Source organism: Petroclostridium sp. X23 (assembly GCF_030013905.1).
Lineage (GTDB): Bacteria > Bacillota > Clostridia > SK-Y3 > SK-Y3 > X23.
In genome coordinates this window covers 1598071-1614947 of sequence record NZ_CP124862.1, presented here as the reverse complement: position 1 = coordinate 1614947, position 16877 = coordinate 1598071, and the positions used below count along the sequence as shown (strand labels likewise).

Below are 16877 nucleotides of genomic sequence, written 5' to 3'. Positions count from 1 at the left end.
AATTATGGCATATCGATAATCATATATCGATATACCATAATTGAATAGTACACAACAATGAATTTGTGATAAAATTAACAAATAGATCGTTCCCAATTAACTGGATTATATTGCAGTGAAATTGATATTGCTAAAGTTAAGTGAATCAATAATAGATCGTGTGAACAACAGCGGTTTAGTATTCATACATAATCTATAGAAATATAATATATTAGCCTAAGTGGCTTTAAGTTTGTCTATTTTTTAACAATCTTAAAAGAGAACTTATAAATTAAGAAATCCAAACTTAATCGTTCTCTTGATATCGATAATAGAATATCGATATTCTGTATTTATATTTCTCTTTTTTACTAATTTTATGTAATATTAAATAAGAAAACAAAGTTTAAAAAGAAAGGCAGAGTCTAAAATGAAAAAAGTAACTATTATTGGAGCTGGGGATGTTGGTTCTACCATCGCCTATACTATAGCAGTAAGAGGGATGGCTTCTGAAATTGTAATGATTGATGTAAATGAAAAGAAGGCTCTTGGTGAGGCTTTGGATATTCGTCAAGGTACACCATATTGCAACCCTGTTTCTATTTATGCAGGAAGATATCATAATGCTAAAGATTCAGATGTAGTCATTATAACATCCGGTGTTCCTCGTAAACCCGGGCAATCTCGATTGGATCTGGCTCAAACCAATGTAAATATTACAAAAAGTATTATTCCCCAAATTACAAAGTATGCACCTGAAGCAGTATATATCATTGTCAGTAATCCGGTTGATATTCTTACATATGTGTTTCATAAGGTTTCAGGCCTGCCGGAAAACAGAATTATCGGTTCGGGAACAATCCTTGACACAGCAAGACTTCGTGCAAGAATTGCAGAGTATTACAGCATCAACCAGCAGGACGTACATGCTGATGTGTTTGGTGAGCATGGTGACACTTCATTTGTACCCTGGTCACTTGCCAGTATTTCAAATATAGCCATACAAGATTATCAAAATACCATTTCAAATCCACAGGGATTGTATCCTCCATTAAATTATGAGGAAATTGAAACCTATATGCGCAAATCAGGCGGAAGAGTTATTGAACGCAAAGGTGCAACTTACTATGCTGTTTCTATTTCGGTTTGTCACATTCTAGAATGTCTGTTCAACAACTCAAGAACAGCACTTACCGTTTCTACCATGATGCATGGTGAATATGGGATCGAGGATGTTTGCCTTAGCATTTTGAATGTGGTTGGCCGTGATGGGGTGTGCAATAAAATTCTTTCACCCTTAAACGAAAAGGAAGTTATTTTATTACAAAAGAGTGCAAATCAACTAAAAGAAGTTATCAAAAATTTGGATATTTAAGGGATGATTTAAACATTGCAATGAGATGTTTAAACATACATGCTTTTAGTATCAAACTCTAAATAGAAATGAGGTAATGAATATGGAATATCGTATTGAACATGACTCCATGGGCGAGGTTAAAGTACCCGCGGACAAATACTGGGCTGCTCAAACAGAGCGCAGCCGTGAAAACTTTAAGATTGGTGTTGGTATAGAAACAATGCCGTATGAGATCATACATGCTTTCGGTATATTAAAAAAAGCTGCAGCCATTGCAAATCATGCTTTAAGACCTGAAAAAATGACAACTGAAAAGCTGGACGCAATCTCTAAAGCTTGCGATGAAGTGATCAACGGTAATCTGAACGATAATTTTCCTCTTGTGGTTTGGCAGACAGGGAGCGGAACACAGTCCAATATGAATGCAAATGAGGTTATAGCAAATTACGGCAATAAGATTGCAGGCAAAAACCTCCTGCATCCTAATGATGATATCAATATGAGCCAGTCTTCCAATGATACATTTCCAACAGCCATGCATATTTCTGCGGTTTTGCTCATTGAAGACAAACTGTTTCCTGCAATTGATATGTTGATTGAAACCTTTAAACGTCTGGAAAAAGAAAATGAAGGAATTGTAAAGAGTGGCCGTACTCATTTGCAGGATGCAACACCCATTAAGTTTTCTCAGGAAATCAGCGGATGGAGAAGCAGTCTTGAAAAAGACAAAAAATTACTATTGGTTGCTATTGAACAATTAAAAGAGCTGGCTCTTGGCGGAACTGCTGTGGGAACTGGACTGAATGCTCCTGAGGGCTTTGATGTAAAGGTAGCGGAAGCGGTCTCTGAAATTACCAAAAAGAAATTCGTCACAGCAGATAATAAATTTCATGCCCTCACTTCCAAAGATGAATTGGTATTTGCACATGGTGCATTAAAAGCTCTGGCTGCTGACATGATGAAAATTGCAAATGATATACGCTGGCTTGCCAGCGGCCCTCGTGACGGGCTTGGTGAAATCTACATTCCGGAAAATGAGCCAGGTTCCTCAATCATGCCAGGGAAGGTAAACCCGACACAATGCGAAGCAGTTACCATGGTTGCTGTACAGGTAATGGGCAATGATGTTGCGGTTGGGTTGGCTGCATCTCAAGGCAACTTTCAATTAAATGTATTTATGCCGGTCTGTATTTATAATTTTTTACAGTCTGCACGACTTCTTGCAGATGCCATTGTCTCCTTTAACGATAACTGCGCAGTCGGTATCGAGGCAAACAAAGAAAAAATGCATCACAACCTGCATAATTCCTTAATGCTGGTCACTGCACTTAATCCCTATATTGGATATGAAAATGCGGCTAAAACAGCTAAGAAAGCTTACAAAGAAAATATTTCACTCAAAGAAGCCTGTGTAGAATTGGGATTCTTAACCGCTGAAAAGTTTGACGAAGTTTTTCATCCTGAAGAGATGGTTTGATTTATGATATGTAACATTTAACATTTAACATGAAAGGAAATGTAATATGATTTTTAGTTACTATCCCGGCTGTACGCTGAAAACAAAAGCAAAGGATTTAGATAAATATGCACATCGCTGTGCAGCGGCACTTGGAATTACTTTGGAAGAAATTCCAGATTGGCAGTGCTGTGGTGGAACATATCCAATGGCAAAGGATGAAATAGCGACAAAATTATCTTCTGTGCGTGCATTGGCTTCAGCAAAATGCTTAGGACAGGATTTGGTTACGGTATGTTCTGCCTGCCACAATGTTATCAAGCAGGTCAATAATGATATGAGAACCGATCAAGATATAGCTATGAAAGTAAACAATTACATCCAGCCGGATGTTCCCTATCGTGGAGAAACCAGGGTCATTCACTATTTGGAAATGCTAAGGAATTCAATCGGCTTTGATAAGCTAAAGGAAAAGGTTGTTAATCCTTTAAACGGTAAAAGAATTGCTGCATATTATGGTTGTTTGCTTCTTCGCCCAAGTAAGGTCATGAAGATGGATAATCCTGAAAATCCTACCATCATGGAGGATCTGATTCGTGCTATCGGAGGAACTCCGGTTGTATATCCATTTCGTAATGAATGTTGTGGTGGTTATGTCACTTTGGAGGACAAAGCCTTGGCAATCAATAAGAGTAACAAGGTACTCGAAAGTGCTGAATCACATGGTGCAGAACTGATGATTACGGCTTGTCCTCTCTGCCTTTATAATTTAAATAAAAATGGCACCGACCATGATTTGCCGGTTATTTATTTTACAGAGCTTTTAGCCGAGGCTCTTGGCGTAAAGGAGAGTACTTCTAATGGTAATGAATAAAGATCAAATGAAAGAACAAATTTTCCGCATAAGTGGTGTGAATCCGCTTAAATGTATGCTTTGCGGCAAATGCTCCGGGACTTGCCCATCCTATGATAAGATGGAATATCGTCCGCACCAGTTTGTGTACATGGCGGAAAAAGGCGATATTGCAACCCTGATGAAATCCAAATCCATCTATAAATGCCTGTCGTGTTTTGCCTGTGTGGAGCGTTGTCCGCGAGGGGTAGAACCTGTAAAACTAGTGGAAGCAATCCGCCTTATGGTGATTCGCAATCAGGGTGAAAATCACTTGAAGGCTGATCAAATACCCGGGATGATTGACGAAGATATGCCGCAACAGGCCATTGTCAGTGCATTCCGTAAATATAGCAAATAAGAAAGGATAAACATGATGCAAAAGATTGGTGTATTTGTTTGTTGGTGTGGAAGCAATATTGCCGGTACAGTAGATGTTCATGCTGTTGCTGAAGCTTTGAAGAATGAGCCGGGTGTTGTTTTCTCTACCGACTATCAATATATGTGTTCTGAAGCTGGACAAAACATCATAAAAGACGCAATTTCAGAACATAATTTAACAGGCGTTGTCGTTTGCGCCTGCTCTCCTCGTATGCATGAAGCAACTTTTCGTAAAGCTGCCCAAAGTGCAGGAATGAATCCGTATATGGTAGAAATTGCAAACATTCGCGAACAGTGTTCATGGATTCATAAAGATATGGAGACAGCTACCGAAAAGGCAATCATTCTTGGTAAAGCTGCAGTAGCAAAGGTAAATTTAAATACTCCTCTGGTTGCCGGACAAAGTCCGGTTATAAAACGAGCTCTTGTCATTGGTGGTGGTATTGCTGGGATTCAAACTGCTCTTGATATTGCCGAAGCAGGATTTGAGGTTGACATTGTAGAAAAATCGCCTACAATCGGAGGCAAGATGTCACAGCTTGATAAAACATTCCCCACGCTGGACTGTGCTGCATGTATTCTAACACCCAAAATGGTGGATGTAGCGCAACATGAGAAAATCAATATTTATTCCTACAGTGAGGTATCCAGTGTAAAGGGATTTGTAGGAAATTTTAACGTGACCATCAAGAAAAAGGCACGATATGTAAAAGAAGATATCTGCACCGGATGCGGGATCTGTACTGAAAAATGTCCACAGAAGAAAGTGCCTGATACCTTCAATCTGTCCATGAATCATCGCAGCGCTATTTATATTCCGTTTGCACAGGCAGTACCAAAGGTGGCCACCATTGACCCGGATTATTGTACCATGCTGAAAAACGGTAAGTGTGGTGTTTGTTCAAAAGTATGTACTGCAAATGCCATTGACTATACTCAAAAGGATGAATATATTGAAAATAGTTATGGTGCTATTGTAGTAGCTACAGGTTTTAATCCCATTAAGTTAGATAACTTTGATGAATACGCCTATTCACAAAGTCCGGATGTTATAACATCACTGGAGTTTGAACGTATCACCAATGCAGCCGGTCCAACATCCGGCAAGCTGCTTCGCCCATCTGACGGCAGGCATCCTCATACCATTGTATTTGTTCAGTGTGTTGGTTCTCGTGATATATCAGGCTGCGGTAAGGAATACTGCTCCAAGATTTGCTGTATGTACACCGCAAAACACGCGATGCTCACGCGTGAGAAATATCCCGATACAGATGTATACGTTTTTTATATTGATGTACGTACACCCGGTAAAAGCTTTGATGAATTTTATCGTAGAGCTGTAGAAGAATATGGCGTTCACTATATCAAAGGTATGGTTGGAAAAGTGGCTCCTCAAGGCGAAAATCTATTGGTGCAGGCTTCCGATCTGATTGCTGATAAACAGCTTAATATAAAAGCCGATATGGTTGTATTGGCAACTGCTATTGAACCGGATATGAGTGCAAGATCCTTGGCTACTATGCTGACTGCAAGTATGGATACCAATGATTTTTTCACAGAAGCTCATCCAAAGCTAAAACCTGTTGAAAGTCCGACAGCCGGTGTGTTTTTATCAGGTGTCTGTCAAGGTCCGAAGGATATTCCGGAAACTGTTTCACAAGCCAGTGCTGCCGCTGCAAAGGTGATAGGCCTTCTGGTAAAAGATAAACTGACCTGTAATCCTTGTGTGGCACATTCAGACGAGAATCTATGTAACGGTTGTTCTTCTTGTGAAAAGATTTGTCCATACGGAGCAATCACTTATATGAATAAAGAATTTAAGATGCCTGACAGAACGATTGCCATTCGACGAGTTGCTTCTGTTAACGAAGCTATTTGTCAGGGGTGTGGTGCTTGTACGGTAACCTGTACGTCGGGTGCAATGGATCTTAAAGGTTTTTCCAATAGACAAATCATGGCGGAGGTTGATGCGATATGCAAATAAATGAATTCAGACCCAAGATTGTGGCATTCTGCTGTAACTGGTGTTCCTATGCCGGAGCAGATCTTGCCGGAACAAACCGCCTTAACTATCCCGCTGAGGTAAAGATTATCCGTGTACCTTGTTCAGGCCGTGTAAATCCAATGTTTATTCTCCGTGCGTTTCAGCGTGGTGCTGATGGTGTAATTGTGTGTGGCTGCCATCCGGGTGACTGTCATTACACCTCCGGCAACTATTATGCAAGAAGAAGAATGACAATGATGTTTTCTATTCTGGATTATCTGGGTGTTGAAAGCGTAAGAACGCGTGTGGAATGGGTCTCAGCTGCAGAAGGCGCAAAATTTGCACAAGTCATGAATGATTTTGTTGAAACGATAAGAGACCTTGGTGAGAACAAGAGATTGGAGGATCTAAGATGCAAGACCAAATGATTGCTCGTGCAGTTGACCTGTTACAGAACGGGTCGGTAAATCGTGTGCTGGGATGGAAAACCGGTGATTTTGTTTATGACATTACACCAGCTGTATTTCATACAGAAGAAGAACTGAAAGCCGGGTTTGTTTATAATGAATTTTGCAGTTACAACCTGTCGAAGTATCTAATAAAAGAAAGCCGAAAAGAAGGCAAAATCCTTGTATTTTTAAAGCCTTGTGATACTTACAGTTTCAATCAGCTGATGAAGGAACATCGTATGATTCGTGAAAATGTGTATGTTATGGGGATTCCATGTGATGGTAAAGCAGATGTTGAAAAACTCAAGCTTTCTTGTGACAGCGGGATCATAGATATTACATCGAATGGTGAAACCCTTACAGTTTCAACCCTTAATGGTTCTAACACCATTAAAACACAGGATATACTTGCTGAGCGCTGCTTATCCTGTAAAAGCAAAAAGCATGTTGTGTTTGATGAACTTATAGGTGAAGAGGGAGAAGTTTTAAACTCCAACCGTTTCGATGAAGTGAGAAATCTGGAAGCCATGTCAGCAGATGAACGTTTTCACTTCTGGCAGAATGAGCTTTTACGCTGTATTCGCTGCAATGCATGCCGTAATGTATGTCCGGCATGTTCATGTGAAAAATGTGTATTTGATAATGACGCTTCAGGAGTTGCCAACAAAGCTGCTGCTGATTCATTTGAAGAGAATATGTTTCATATAATTCGTGCATTCCATGTAGCAGGCCGCTGCACAGACTGTGGAGAATGTTCCAGAGTCTGTCCGCAGCATGTCCCGCTTCACTTAATCAATCGGAAAATCATTAAGGATATTAACGAACTATATGGTACCTATCAAGCAGGAGAGGATATCGAAGTTCCTTCGCCGCTTGCCGATTATTCTACAGAGGATGCAGAACCCTGCATTGTTCATGAAAGGGGGATATAAACCTATGCAAAAACTATCCCTTACACAATTAGATGAGTTTTTTGATAGGATTTCAAAAGAACAAGCATTGTATCTACCGATCGATGTCAAGAAGGGTCAAGCTGATTTCATTAAATGGCATGAAGGTCTGACCATGAGTAATGCGCTTAACACCATGCGCAGTGCTAAGGATTTTTTCTTTCCACAAACAGAAAATCTAGTGGATTTTAAAGTAGAAGGAAAAAATATTGAGATTATTGATAGCCGTAGTGAAACAGAAGATTTCGTTTTATTTGGTGTTCGTGCTTGTGATGTCCGAAGCTTTTTAATATTGGATAAAGTGTTTCTGTCAGAGCCTGTAGATACATACTACAAATCTCGTCGTGAGCATGGCACCATTATCTCTGTATCCTGTAATAGTCCATCAGAGACCTGCTTTTGTCACACTTTTGGTATAGATGCTGCAGATCCAGAGGGCGATATAGCATGCTGGATTGCAGAAGGTGACTTGTTCCTGAATGCAAGAACTGAAAAAGGAACAGCTTTACTTAATAAGTTAAAAAATATATTAACTGAATGTGATGATACAAAAGTAAAAGAGCAGCAAGCTAAAACGAAATCCGTTTTAGACAAACTACCACTCAAGAACTTAACCACTGATGATTTTAAAGGTGATGAAATGATGGAAATATTCAATTCACCGGAGTGGGGAAAATTGTCTGAATCTTGTCTTGCCTGCGGAACTTGCACATTTGTCTGCCCAACATGCCAGTGCTACGACATCAAGGACTTTGATACCGGTCATGGTATTAAACGTTTTCGCTGCTGGGACAGCTGCATGTACTCTGATTTTACAAAAATGGCCCATGGCAATCCTCGTACCAGCCAACTGGAGCGATTCCGTCAGAGGTTCATGCACAAACTTGTCTACTTTCCATCGAACAATAACGGTGAGTTTGGCTGTGTCGGCTGCGGCAGATGTATTGCTAAATGTCCGGTATCTATGAATGTTGTAAAGGTAATGAGACAATTAGGAGGAAACAAAAATGAGTGAATCTTTAATTCCAAAGCTGGGAGTAGTGACCGATATCAGAAAGGATACACCCGATGTTAAAACCTTCCGTGTAGTATCACCGGAGGGCACGAAGGTCTTTGAACATACTCCGGGTCAGTGTGCCATGATATCTATTCCCGGTGTTGGTGAAGCGATGTTTTCGATTACTTCATCTCCGACAAACACCGAGTTTATGGAATTCAGTGTTAAAAAATGCGGGTCGCTTACCGAATGGCTTCACCAAATGGAAGTGGGCCAGCAATTAACCGTACGGGGCCCTTACGGTAATGGTTTTCCGGTGGACACCACATTTAAAGGTCAGGATTTACTTTTTATTGCCGGTGGTATTGGACTCGCACCACTTCGATCGGTTATCAATTATGTTCGAGACAATCGTAATGACTACGGTCATGTAGATATTGTATACGGAGCGCGTGGTATGGATGATTTGGTCGATTACGAGGAGATTATAGACGAATGGTGTAATGATTGTGGTATTGACGTTCATCTTACCATAGATAGTGAGCAGGAAGGGTGGGACGGACATGTTGGTTTTGTTCCAAACTATGTGAAAGAGCTAAATTTTGATGTGAATAAAACTGTTATTATATGCGGTCCCCCCATTATGATCAAGTTTACACTTGCCGGGCTCCAGGAGCTTGGATTTAACAAAACCCAGGTTTATACCACCATGGAACTCAAAATGAAATGTGGTATTGGTAAGTGTGGCAGGTGCAATATCGGTAATAAATATGTTTGTAACGATGGTCCGGTTTTTCGCTGCGACGAACTTGATGAACTGCCTAACGAATATTAATTGAAAGGATAACTTTAAAAATGAAAGAAATAATAAATATTTTTTTGATGGGTAAAAAGTATGAAGTGCCTTCGAATCTCACCATTATGGGAGCTATGGAATATGCAGGTTATCAGCTGATCAGAGGCTGCGGATGCCGCAATGGATTCTGTGGTGCATGTGCTACAATTTACAGGATAAAAGGCGATAGAGAGCTTCAGGTATGTCTTGCCTGCCAGACTAAGGTTGAGGACAATATGTATGTTGCAACATTGCCCTTCTTTCCACTTGCAAAACAGGTATATGATATTAATAAGATTCAACCTACAGAGCAGATTATGATGCAGCTATATCCTGAGATTTATAGTTGTATTGGTTGTAATTCCTGTACAAAGAGCTGTACCCAGGGGCTTGATGTGATGCAATATATTGCATATGCGCAACGTGGTGAATATGAAAAATGCGCAGAAGAATCATTTGACTGCGTTATGTGCGGCGTTTGTTCTTCACGCTGCCCTGCTGGAATTTCACATCCTCAGGCCGCATTGCTTGCACGTCGTCTGAATGGTAAGTATCTGGCTCCTAAATCAGAACATTTGGAGAATCGAGTTAAGGAGATTAAAGAAGGCACATTCACTGAGCTTTTGGAGTCTTTGATGCAAAAGCCGATTGAAGAGATGAAAGAACTATATAATCATAGAGAAATTGAAAAATAAGGAGGAAATGTGATGTATTCAAAAGAGATATTGGAATCTATTAAATTGGTAGAAGCAGCAAGAAAAGAGAATGCGTTACTGGAACCGGCTAGATTGACTGCCGAAGAAAAAGACAGCCTCCTTGCTAAGTATCATCCTGATTACAGAAAAGAACAATTTGAAATTCTAAAAGTTGGCCCCAATAAGGGGGAGAAAGTTCCTAATGAATTGGCCGCTTATCTTCAGGCAAACAGCCGTATCGATGGTGATATGATAAACTTGGATAAGGTTGATTATGATGTGGACGTTCTGATAATCGGAGGAGGAGGTGCAGGTGCATCAGCTGCAATTGAAGCGAACGAAAACGGCAGTAATGTCATGATCGTAACCAAGCTGCGTATAGGAGATGCAAATACCATGATGGCGGAAGGGGGGATCCAGGCAGCGGATAAGCCTAACGACTCTCCGGCACAACACTACCTTGATGCATTTGGAGGCGGGCACTTCGCGGCAAAGTCTGAATTGCTTTACAAGCTTGTTAACCAGGCTCCTGAAGCCATTCAGTGGTTGAACGAACTAGGCGTAGAATTTGATAAAGAATCTGATGGGACGATGATTACTACACACGGTGGCGGCACCTCCAGAAAGAGAATGCATGCAGCAAAGGACTATTCAGGTGCGGAAATCATGCGGACTTTACGGGATGAAGTTATCAATCGTGGTATACCTATCGTTGATTTTACGGCTGCAATTGAGATGATTCTAGATGATCAAGGTAACGCTGCCGGCGCAGTTCTGATGAATATGGAAACCAAAGAGCTTTTAATCGCTCGTGCAAAGACGGTCATTATTGCAACAGGTGGTGCAGGAAGAATGCATTATCAGGGATTTCCGACATCGAATCATTATGGTGCAACGGCTGATGGATTGGTTTTGGGTTATAGAGCCGGTGCAAAGCTTCTGTATGCAGATACCATTCAGTATCATCCTACCGGTGTGGCTTATCCTGAGCAAATATTCGGTGCCCTGGTAACTGAAAAGGTTCGTTCACTTGGGGCAAAACTCGTCAATTGTGATGGTACAGTATTCATACATCCTTTGGAAACCAGAGATGTTTCTGCTGCCTCGATTATTCGTGAATGCAATGATCATAAAAGAGGTGTTAACACGGGGAATGGGCTTGGAGTATGGCTCGATACGCCCATGATTGAATTTAAAAACGGTGAAGGTACAATCGAAAAGAGAATTCCGGCCATGCTGCATATGTTTGAAAAATACGGTATTGATATCCGGAAAGACCCCATTTTGGTGTATCCAACGCTTCATTATCAAAATGGAGGGTTGGACATTAACAGTGATGGTATGACGACCAATATCGAAAATCTATATGTAGCTGGAGAAGCGGTTGGAGGGATCCATGGACGTAACCGTTTAATGGGTAACTCTCTGCTTGATATTATTGTGTTTGGACGAGATGCTGGGAAAAATGCATCTGCAAAGTGCAAAGATGTTAAGCTTGGAAAGCTTACTCTTGACCATGTAAAGAAATTCAAAAAGGAGATGGAAGATGCTGGGGTAAACACGGATGTTGTATCACCCAAGCTTTTGCCGGACTATACACATAAAAAAGGAATGCATGAGGATAGCAAATAATGGCTAAAAATATAGCAAGGATACTTTAACCGGGAATAATAGTGTGCTATATTTTAGAAATTTTAAATTGAGAAATACAATAAGTAAGGAGGAAAATTATGGCAAAGTGTTCTGTTTCGACGCAAACTTTGCAGCGTCTTCCAATGTATTTAAATTATTTAAGAGCTATACCTCATGATAAAGACTCACGCACTTCGTCAAAAATGATTGCTGATGCACTTCAATTAAATGATGTGCAGGTAAGAAAAGACTTGGCTTTGATTAGTTCTGGCGGTCGTCCTAAGATCGGATACAATACTAAAAATCTGATTTTAGATATAGAACAGTTTCTCGGTTACAACAATACTGATAATGCAGTTATTGTTGGAGCAGGTAATCTTGGACATGCATTACTTTCCTATAGTGGTTTTACAGAATATGGTCTGAACATTGTTGCAGCTTTTGATGTTGATGAATCCATTATTGGAACAACCGTCAATGATAAGAAAGTACTTCATATTAACAAGCTAAATAATCTACTCAGCCGCATGAAAATAAGAATAGGAATCATCACGGTTCCGGCAAGCCAAGCACAGAAGGTATGTGATGCACTGATTGACGGTGGTGTGATGGCCATTTGGAATTTTGCACCCATACATTTAAACACACCCGAAAATATTTTAGTACAAAATGAAGACATGGCATATTCTTTGGCGGTATTGTCAAAACACTTAACAAAAAAATTGGTTGGAACAGAAAATAAAGGAGGTATTGAATCATGCGAATTACCGTTTGTGTAGGGTCGTCCTGTCATATGAAAGGTTCATATCAAATTATAGAGCATTTAAAAACAATGATTGCACAAAAAAATTTGGAAGGCAAGGTTGATCTTGGTGGTACATTTTGCTTGGGAAATTGTCAAGATGAAGTATGCGTCACTTTGAATGAAAAAACTTTTTCATTAACACCTGAAACAACAAAGGATTTTTTTGAGACAGAAGTATTAGCAAAGCTGTGAGATAATTTGAGTTATCGCAGAAAACTAGCAATAGTACTATTTTAACTAAACTCAATACCCCTGTACAAAGTTTTGTACAGGGGTATTGAGTTTGTTGACAAACCTATATATGCAATCGGGAAAATACGAAAGCAAATATGATAAAAGGTAAAAAGGCTTTTGTATCTTTGCTGGACCAACAGTTAGGCTTTGATACCATAGGATTAATTTCAACAAATTTAGCAGAGAAAGCAGCAGAGAATGCAAGTATAACTTTCTTTCGCAATGCAGCTGATATTAGCTAAAGTTTACGAATAATATCAAAATTACAGATGGCAATGGAATGAGAATCATAATCCACTAAGTCGTCTTTTTTCATCTTATTTAATTCCCGTGAAAGGGAAGTCCGCTGAATTCCTAATCTTTCAGCCAGTCCTTTTTTTGGCGTATGCAGTTTTATTATTGGACTTTTCGGAGATTTCCCTGCACTTGACTTCTTGACTTTCTTATATTTTCAAGGTTATTACCTCTAAGCATGACATGATAATGCACCTGCCTCTATGACAATTTGTATAATGTCTTTATTTAATGATCAAAATCAATTATAATGCTGTTAAATGGTAAAGGCGCAATATAAGCCCAGAAAACAGGAGCACAAAAAAATATCAAAGGAAAAACAAAGTACTGGAAGGGCTATAATCCAGAAAGTGTGGAAAATCAACCGATGAAAAGAGGAATCTAATATAAATGAGCAACATCACATTGGAAAGAGAATTAATTGCCATTATTGAGCAGGATGGAGGCTATCTGCTTGATTGGCATTATATCAATACCGGCATTGAACAATCAAGCGCACAATTTCAGAAAAGCTTGTACGAATCGTATCTTGAAGACAGTGATAAGGCATTATTTTTATTTGGAATAACTAAAATAACAGGTGCACTTTCAGAAACACTAGAATACTTCCATAAAGTAGCGTCAGCTTATATAAAAAGTCTTTCAAAAAATCCGGATCTAGAAACTCTGCGAGAAAAAGCAAAGGCAGTATTGGAGGATGAGGAACAGGAGGAATTACTCGCGCAAGCGCCTTTTATAAACGGAGCACAATATCTTGACAGGCATTGGCTTACCTGTATATGGAGAAGACTAAACCTAACATTTTCCAAAGAGATAAAAAAACATAAAGGAAAGGTATCGGAATATTTCGCTGAAAAGAATCCCGACATTCACTTTGCCGGAAAGGTATATTTCCATTTGGTCGAGAGTAAGAAAGAAGGATATCCATTTGCGTTTCTGGCAACATACGCCGCGGAGCCTTCAACTATTGGAAAGGCGAAGCATCTTCCACTTAAGAATGCGCTTATAGAATATGGGAGAAACAGTAAAAAGTTATTGGAGCTTTTATCCACTGTTAATAAGGCCGCCCAGCAGAGTATGCTTGTGTCGGGATTAGTTGATTCAGGAGAAATATTTTATCCTATAGGGCTTAGTTCCGGTGAAGCATATGCGTTCTTAAAGGAAGTACCTTTATATGAAGAAGCAGGTATTCTTTGCAGAATACCAAACTGGTGGAGAAAAAAAACAGAATCTATAAAAGTGTCTGTTAATATAGGTGAAAAAGCACCTTCTCTAGTAGGGATGGACGCACTTATAGATTTTAAAGTGCATTTGTCTTTAGGGGGAGAGAGCATAACCGCAGACGAACTAAAAGAACTTATATCCCAGTCTGAGGGATTGGCATTTATCAAAGGGAAATGGGTGGAAGTAGATTCCGAGCGGCTTCGTGAAACTCTCCTAGCATATGAGCAGGCGCAGAAGGAAGCACAAAAAGGCGACCTAACTATTATGGAAGCGATGCGTATGCAGCTTTCAGCAGAAAAGGTTCTGAGTACGAAGGATAATTATTGTGAAATCGAAGTCAGTAATGGACAATGGTTGCAAACGGTCATCTCACAGCTTAAGAGACCGGAAAACATCAAATCAGTAGGGTGTGGAAATGATTTTAAGGCGGTATTGAGAGAATATCAACAAAAAGGACTTGCATGGCTTTACACTATGAAAGAGCTTGGCCTTGGTGCATGTCTTGCCGATGATATGGGTCTTGGGAAAACAATACAGGTGATCGCTCTGCTAAACAGTATAAGAATGATAAATGAAGAAAAGGTTCTTCTCATTGTGCCTGCGTCATTGATTGGCAACTGGACGGAAGAAATCACTAAATTTGCGCCGAGGCTCCATTACCATGTGGTTCATCCGCAGGAAGGCAGAAGTGCCACGGAAAGTCATGATATAGGTGTCGGTATCTATATCACGACTTATGGTATGTTATTAAGACTTGAATGGCTAAAACAGACGGAGTGGGATATGATAATATTGGATGAAGCACAAGCGATAAAGAATCCTGGAACAAAACAGACAAGGGCTGTAAAGCAGTTGAATGCGCGAAGCAGAATAGCCCTCACTGGAACTCCGGTGGAAAACAGATTGTCGGATTTGTGGTCCATCTTTGACTTTTTGAACAAGGGCCTTTTAGGAAATGCTAAGGAATTTACCGAGTTTACTAAAAAGTTGAAGGGTGGCAATGAGGGGTATGCAAAGCTGAAGCAGGTGATGGCGCCATTTGTACTGCGAAGGTTGAAAACGGATAAGAGCATCATTGCTGATCTGCCGGAAAAAATAGAGATGAAGACCTACTGTACACTTAGCAAAAAGCAAGCTGTATTGTACAGTTCCATGGTGGACGAGCTTCAAAGAAAGCTGGAAGTTTCAGAAGGTTTGGAGAGAAAAGGGCTGGTACTGGCGGCACTCATGAAATTCAAGCAGATATGCAATCATCCTGACCAGTACCTAGGACAAGATATTTACGCAGATAATGAAAGTGGTAAGTATGAAAGACTTCGAGAATTATGTGAAACCATTTACGAAAAGAGAGAACGTGTACTTGTATTTACACAGTTTAAAGAGATTACAGTACCTCTTGCTGCATTCCTTAAAACGGTATTCCAGCACGAAGGGCTTGTACTGCATGGCGAGACGCCGGTGACAAAGCGTAAGGATATCGTAACTAGATTTCAGGGACATGAATATATACCTTTTATGGTGTTGTCTATTAAGGCAGGTGGAGTGGGATTAAACCTTACGGCAGCAAATCATGTTATACATTTTGACCGATGGTGGAATCCAGCAGTTGAAAACCAGGCTACAGACAGGGCATTCAGAATAGGTCAGAATAAAAATGTGATTGTGCATAAATTCGTTACCAAGGGGACAGTAGAAGAAAAAATTGATATGATGATAGAAGAGAAGACAAGAATGACAAAAGAAATCATGCCGGACATTAACGAAGGCTGGATTACTGAAATGGATAACATACAATTGATGGATTTATTCAGATTAAGATTATAAACTGTATTTATCCATAAAAGTTTAACCATTAATGTTGAGAATATCCTGTTTTGAAAGTGAGATGAAAAAATATGTCTTATAATGGATTTTCGGAGTATGTACCTGTCGCTGAACGGAAAAAAAGGGCGCAAAAGGCGGCTGAAAAACTTAAAGAGAAGAATCCGGATATTTCACCGGTTATAATAGAAGGCAGAAAACTAGCCAGAACCTGGTGGGGAAAGGCGTGGAACGATAATCTGGAGAGATATTCGGATTATGCAAACCGCATTGACAGGGGGCGAAGCTATGTGAGGAATGGTGCGGTTCTTGATCTTAAGATAGAAAAAGGTAAGGTCACCGCATTGGTACAAGGCAGTTCCTCCAAACCATATAAGGTAATTATTAACATCCACCCGATCGATGATGATACTTGGGAAAATATAAAAAGCTCATGTGAAGGTAAAATAGAATCACTACAGGAATTAATAGATGGGAAATTTCCAAAGGTGTTATCTGAATTATTTATGGCAAAAGGAAGAGGATTATTTCCTGCACCTACAGAAATAACCTTAACGTGCAGTTGCCCTGATTGGGCTGTCATGTGCAAGCATGTGGCTGCAGTATTATATGGCATTGGTGCAAGGCTTGATGAGAACCCTGAGTTGTTCTTTGAACTAAGAAATGTAAAAATTGAAGACCTTATTACTGAAGCAGTTAAGGGGAAAACAAAAGCCATGCTTGACAGAGCGCAGACAAAAAGCCGTCGTATCATGGAAGATGCCGATATCGCATCTATGTTTGGCGTTGAATTAGAATATATCGATATTGGATGTGATTTCAGTGAAAAGAGTAAAAAAAGAAAAGCAAGCAGGGATGGTTCTTGATGTCATGGGGACAGGTCTTTTGACAT

At 39.9% G+C, this 16877-nt stretch carries 17 protein-coding genes; 16 read left to right on the top strand and 1 reads right to left on the bottom strand.

Going from position 1 to position 16877, the window contains the following annotated elements; all coding sequences use genetic code 11:
• Positions 1-409: 409 nt before the first annotated feature.
• The 14 genes from QKW49_RS07895 to QKW49_RS07830 all read left to right on the top strand — a co-directional run bounded on the left by QKW49_RS07895 (position 410) and on the right by QKW49_RS07830 (position 12888).
• Positions 410-1354, top strand: a complete 945-nt coding sequence (locus QKW49_RS07895) for an L-lactate dehydrogenase (protein WP_282867004.1) — start codon at positions 410-412, stop codon at positions 1352-1354.
• 82 nt (positions 1355-1436) lie between these two features.
• On the top strand, positions 1437-2813 hold the full coding sequence (gene fumC, locus QKW49_RS07890) for a class II fumarate hydratase (protein WP_282867003.1): 1377 nt from the start codon (positions 1437-1439) through the stop codon (positions 2811-2813).
• A gap of 46 nt (positions 2814-2859) precedes the next feature.
• A complete protein-coding gene (locus tag QKW49_RS07885; protein ID WP_282867002.1) occupies positions 2860-3666 on the top strand; it encodes a CoB--CoM heterodisulfide reductase iron-sulfur subunit B family protein in 807 nt (268 codons plus the stop codon).
• Positions 3653-4045, top strand: coding sequence for a 4Fe-4S dicluster domain-containing protein (locus QKW49_RS07880; RefSeq protein WP_349239090.1), 393 nt, complete (start codon positions 3653-3655; stop codon positions 4043-4045). The genes QKW49_RS07885 and QKW49_RS07880 overlap by 14 nt, the downstream gene beginning before the upstream one ends.
• A gap of 15 nt (positions 4046-4060) precedes the next feature.
• Positions 4061-6049 carry a CoB--CoM heterodisulfide reductase iron-sulfur subunit A family protein gene (locus QKW49_RS07875; RefSeq protein WP_282868089.1) on the top strand — a complete coding sequence of 663 codons (1989 nt, stop codon included), beginning with the start codon at positions 4061-4063 and terminating at the stop codon, positions 6047-6049.
• Entirely contained in the window at positions 6040-6477 is a 438-nt protein-coding gene (locus QKW49_RS07870) for a hydrogenase iron-sulfur subunit (protein WP_282867000.1), read from the top strand. Before QKW49_RS07875 ends, QKW49_RS07870 begins: the two co-directional genes overlap by 10 nt.
• Positions 6462-7430, top strand: a complete 969-nt coding sequence (locus QKW49_RS07865) for a 4Fe-4S dicluster domain-containing protein (protein WP_282866999.1) — start codon at positions 6462-6464, stop codon at positions 7428-7430. The genes QKW49_RS07870 and QKW49_RS07865 overlap by 16 nt, the downstream gene beginning before the upstream one ends.
• Positions 7431-7434: 4 nt before the next feature.
• Positions 7435-8463 carry a 4Fe-4S dicluster domain-containing protein gene (locus QKW49_RS07860; protein WP_282866997.1) on the top strand — a complete coding sequence of 343 codons (1029 nt, stop codon included), beginning with the start codon at positions 7435-7437 and terminating at the stop codon, positions 8461-8463.
• A complete protein-coding gene (locus QKW49_RS07855) occupies positions 8456-9280 on the top strand; it encodes an FAD/NAD(P)-binding protein (protein WP_282866995.1) in 825 nt (274 codons plus the stop codon). The genes QKW49_RS07860 and QKW49_RS07855 overlap by 8 nt, the downstream gene beginning before the upstream one ends.
• Before the next feature lie 20 nt (positions 9281-9300).
• Positions 9301-9975: a 4Fe-4S dicluster domain-containing protein gene (locus QKW49_RS07850; RefSeq protein WP_282866994.1), complete on the top strand. Its 675-nt coding sequence runs from the start codon at positions 9301-9303 to the stop codon at positions 9973-9975.
• Between the two features lie 12 nt (positions 9976-9987).
• A complete protein-coding gene (locus QKW49_RS07845; RefSeq protein ID WP_282866992.1) occupies positions 9988-11607 on the top strand; it encodes an FAD-dependent oxidoreductase in 1620 nt (539 codons plus the stop codon).
• A 98-nt stretch (positions 11608-11705) separates the two neighbouring features.
• Positions 11706-12386, top strand: a complete 681-nt coding sequence (locus tag QKW49_RS07840) for a redox-sensing transcriptional repressor Rex (RefSeq protein ID WP_282866991.1) — start codon at positions 11706-11708, stop codon at positions 12384-12386.
• Positions 12365-12604, top strand: coding sequence for an NAD(P)H-dependent oxidoreductase subunit E (locus tag QKW49_RS07835; protein ID WP_282866990.1), 240 nt, complete (start codon positions 12365-12367; stop codon positions 12602-12604). The genes QKW49_RS07840 and QKW49_RS07835 overlap by 22 nt, the downstream gene beginning before the upstream one ends.
• Before the next feature lie 137 nt (positions 12605-12741).
• Positions 12742-12888, top strand: a complete 147-nt coding sequence (locus tag QKW49_RS07830; protein ID WP_282866989.1) for a hypothetical protein — start codon at positions 12742-12744, stop codon at positions 12886-12888.
• Here the strand turns inward: QKW49_RS07830 and QKW49_RS07825 are convergent.
• On the bottom strand, positions 12885-13037 hold the full coding sequence (locus QKW49_RS07825; RefSeq protein WP_282868088.1) for a helix-turn-helix domain-containing protein: 153 nt from the start codon (positions 13035-13037) through the stop codon (positions 12885-12887). The two genes, QKW49_RS07830 and QKW49_RS07825, sit on opposite strands and share 4 nt — an antisense overlap.
• A gap of 293 nt (positions 13038-13330) precedes the next feature.
• On the opposite strand from QKW49_RS07825, the gene QKW49_RS07820 reads away from it, so the two are divergent.
• Both QKW49_RS07820 and QKW49_RS07815 read left to right on the top strand, forming a co-directional pair.
• Complete coding sequence (locus tag QKW49_RS07820) at positions 13331-15988, top strand: DEAD/DEAH box helicase (RefSeq protein WP_282866988.1); 2658 nt, start codon at positions 13331-13333, stop codon at positions 15986-15988.
• Between the two features lie 71 nt (positions 15989-16059).
• Complete coding sequence (locus QKW49_RS07815; protein WP_282866987.1) at positions 16060-16851, top strand: SWIM zinc finger family protein; 792 nt, start codon at positions 16060-16062, stop codon at positions 16849-16851.
• Positions 16852-16877 lie beyond the last annotated feature (26 nt).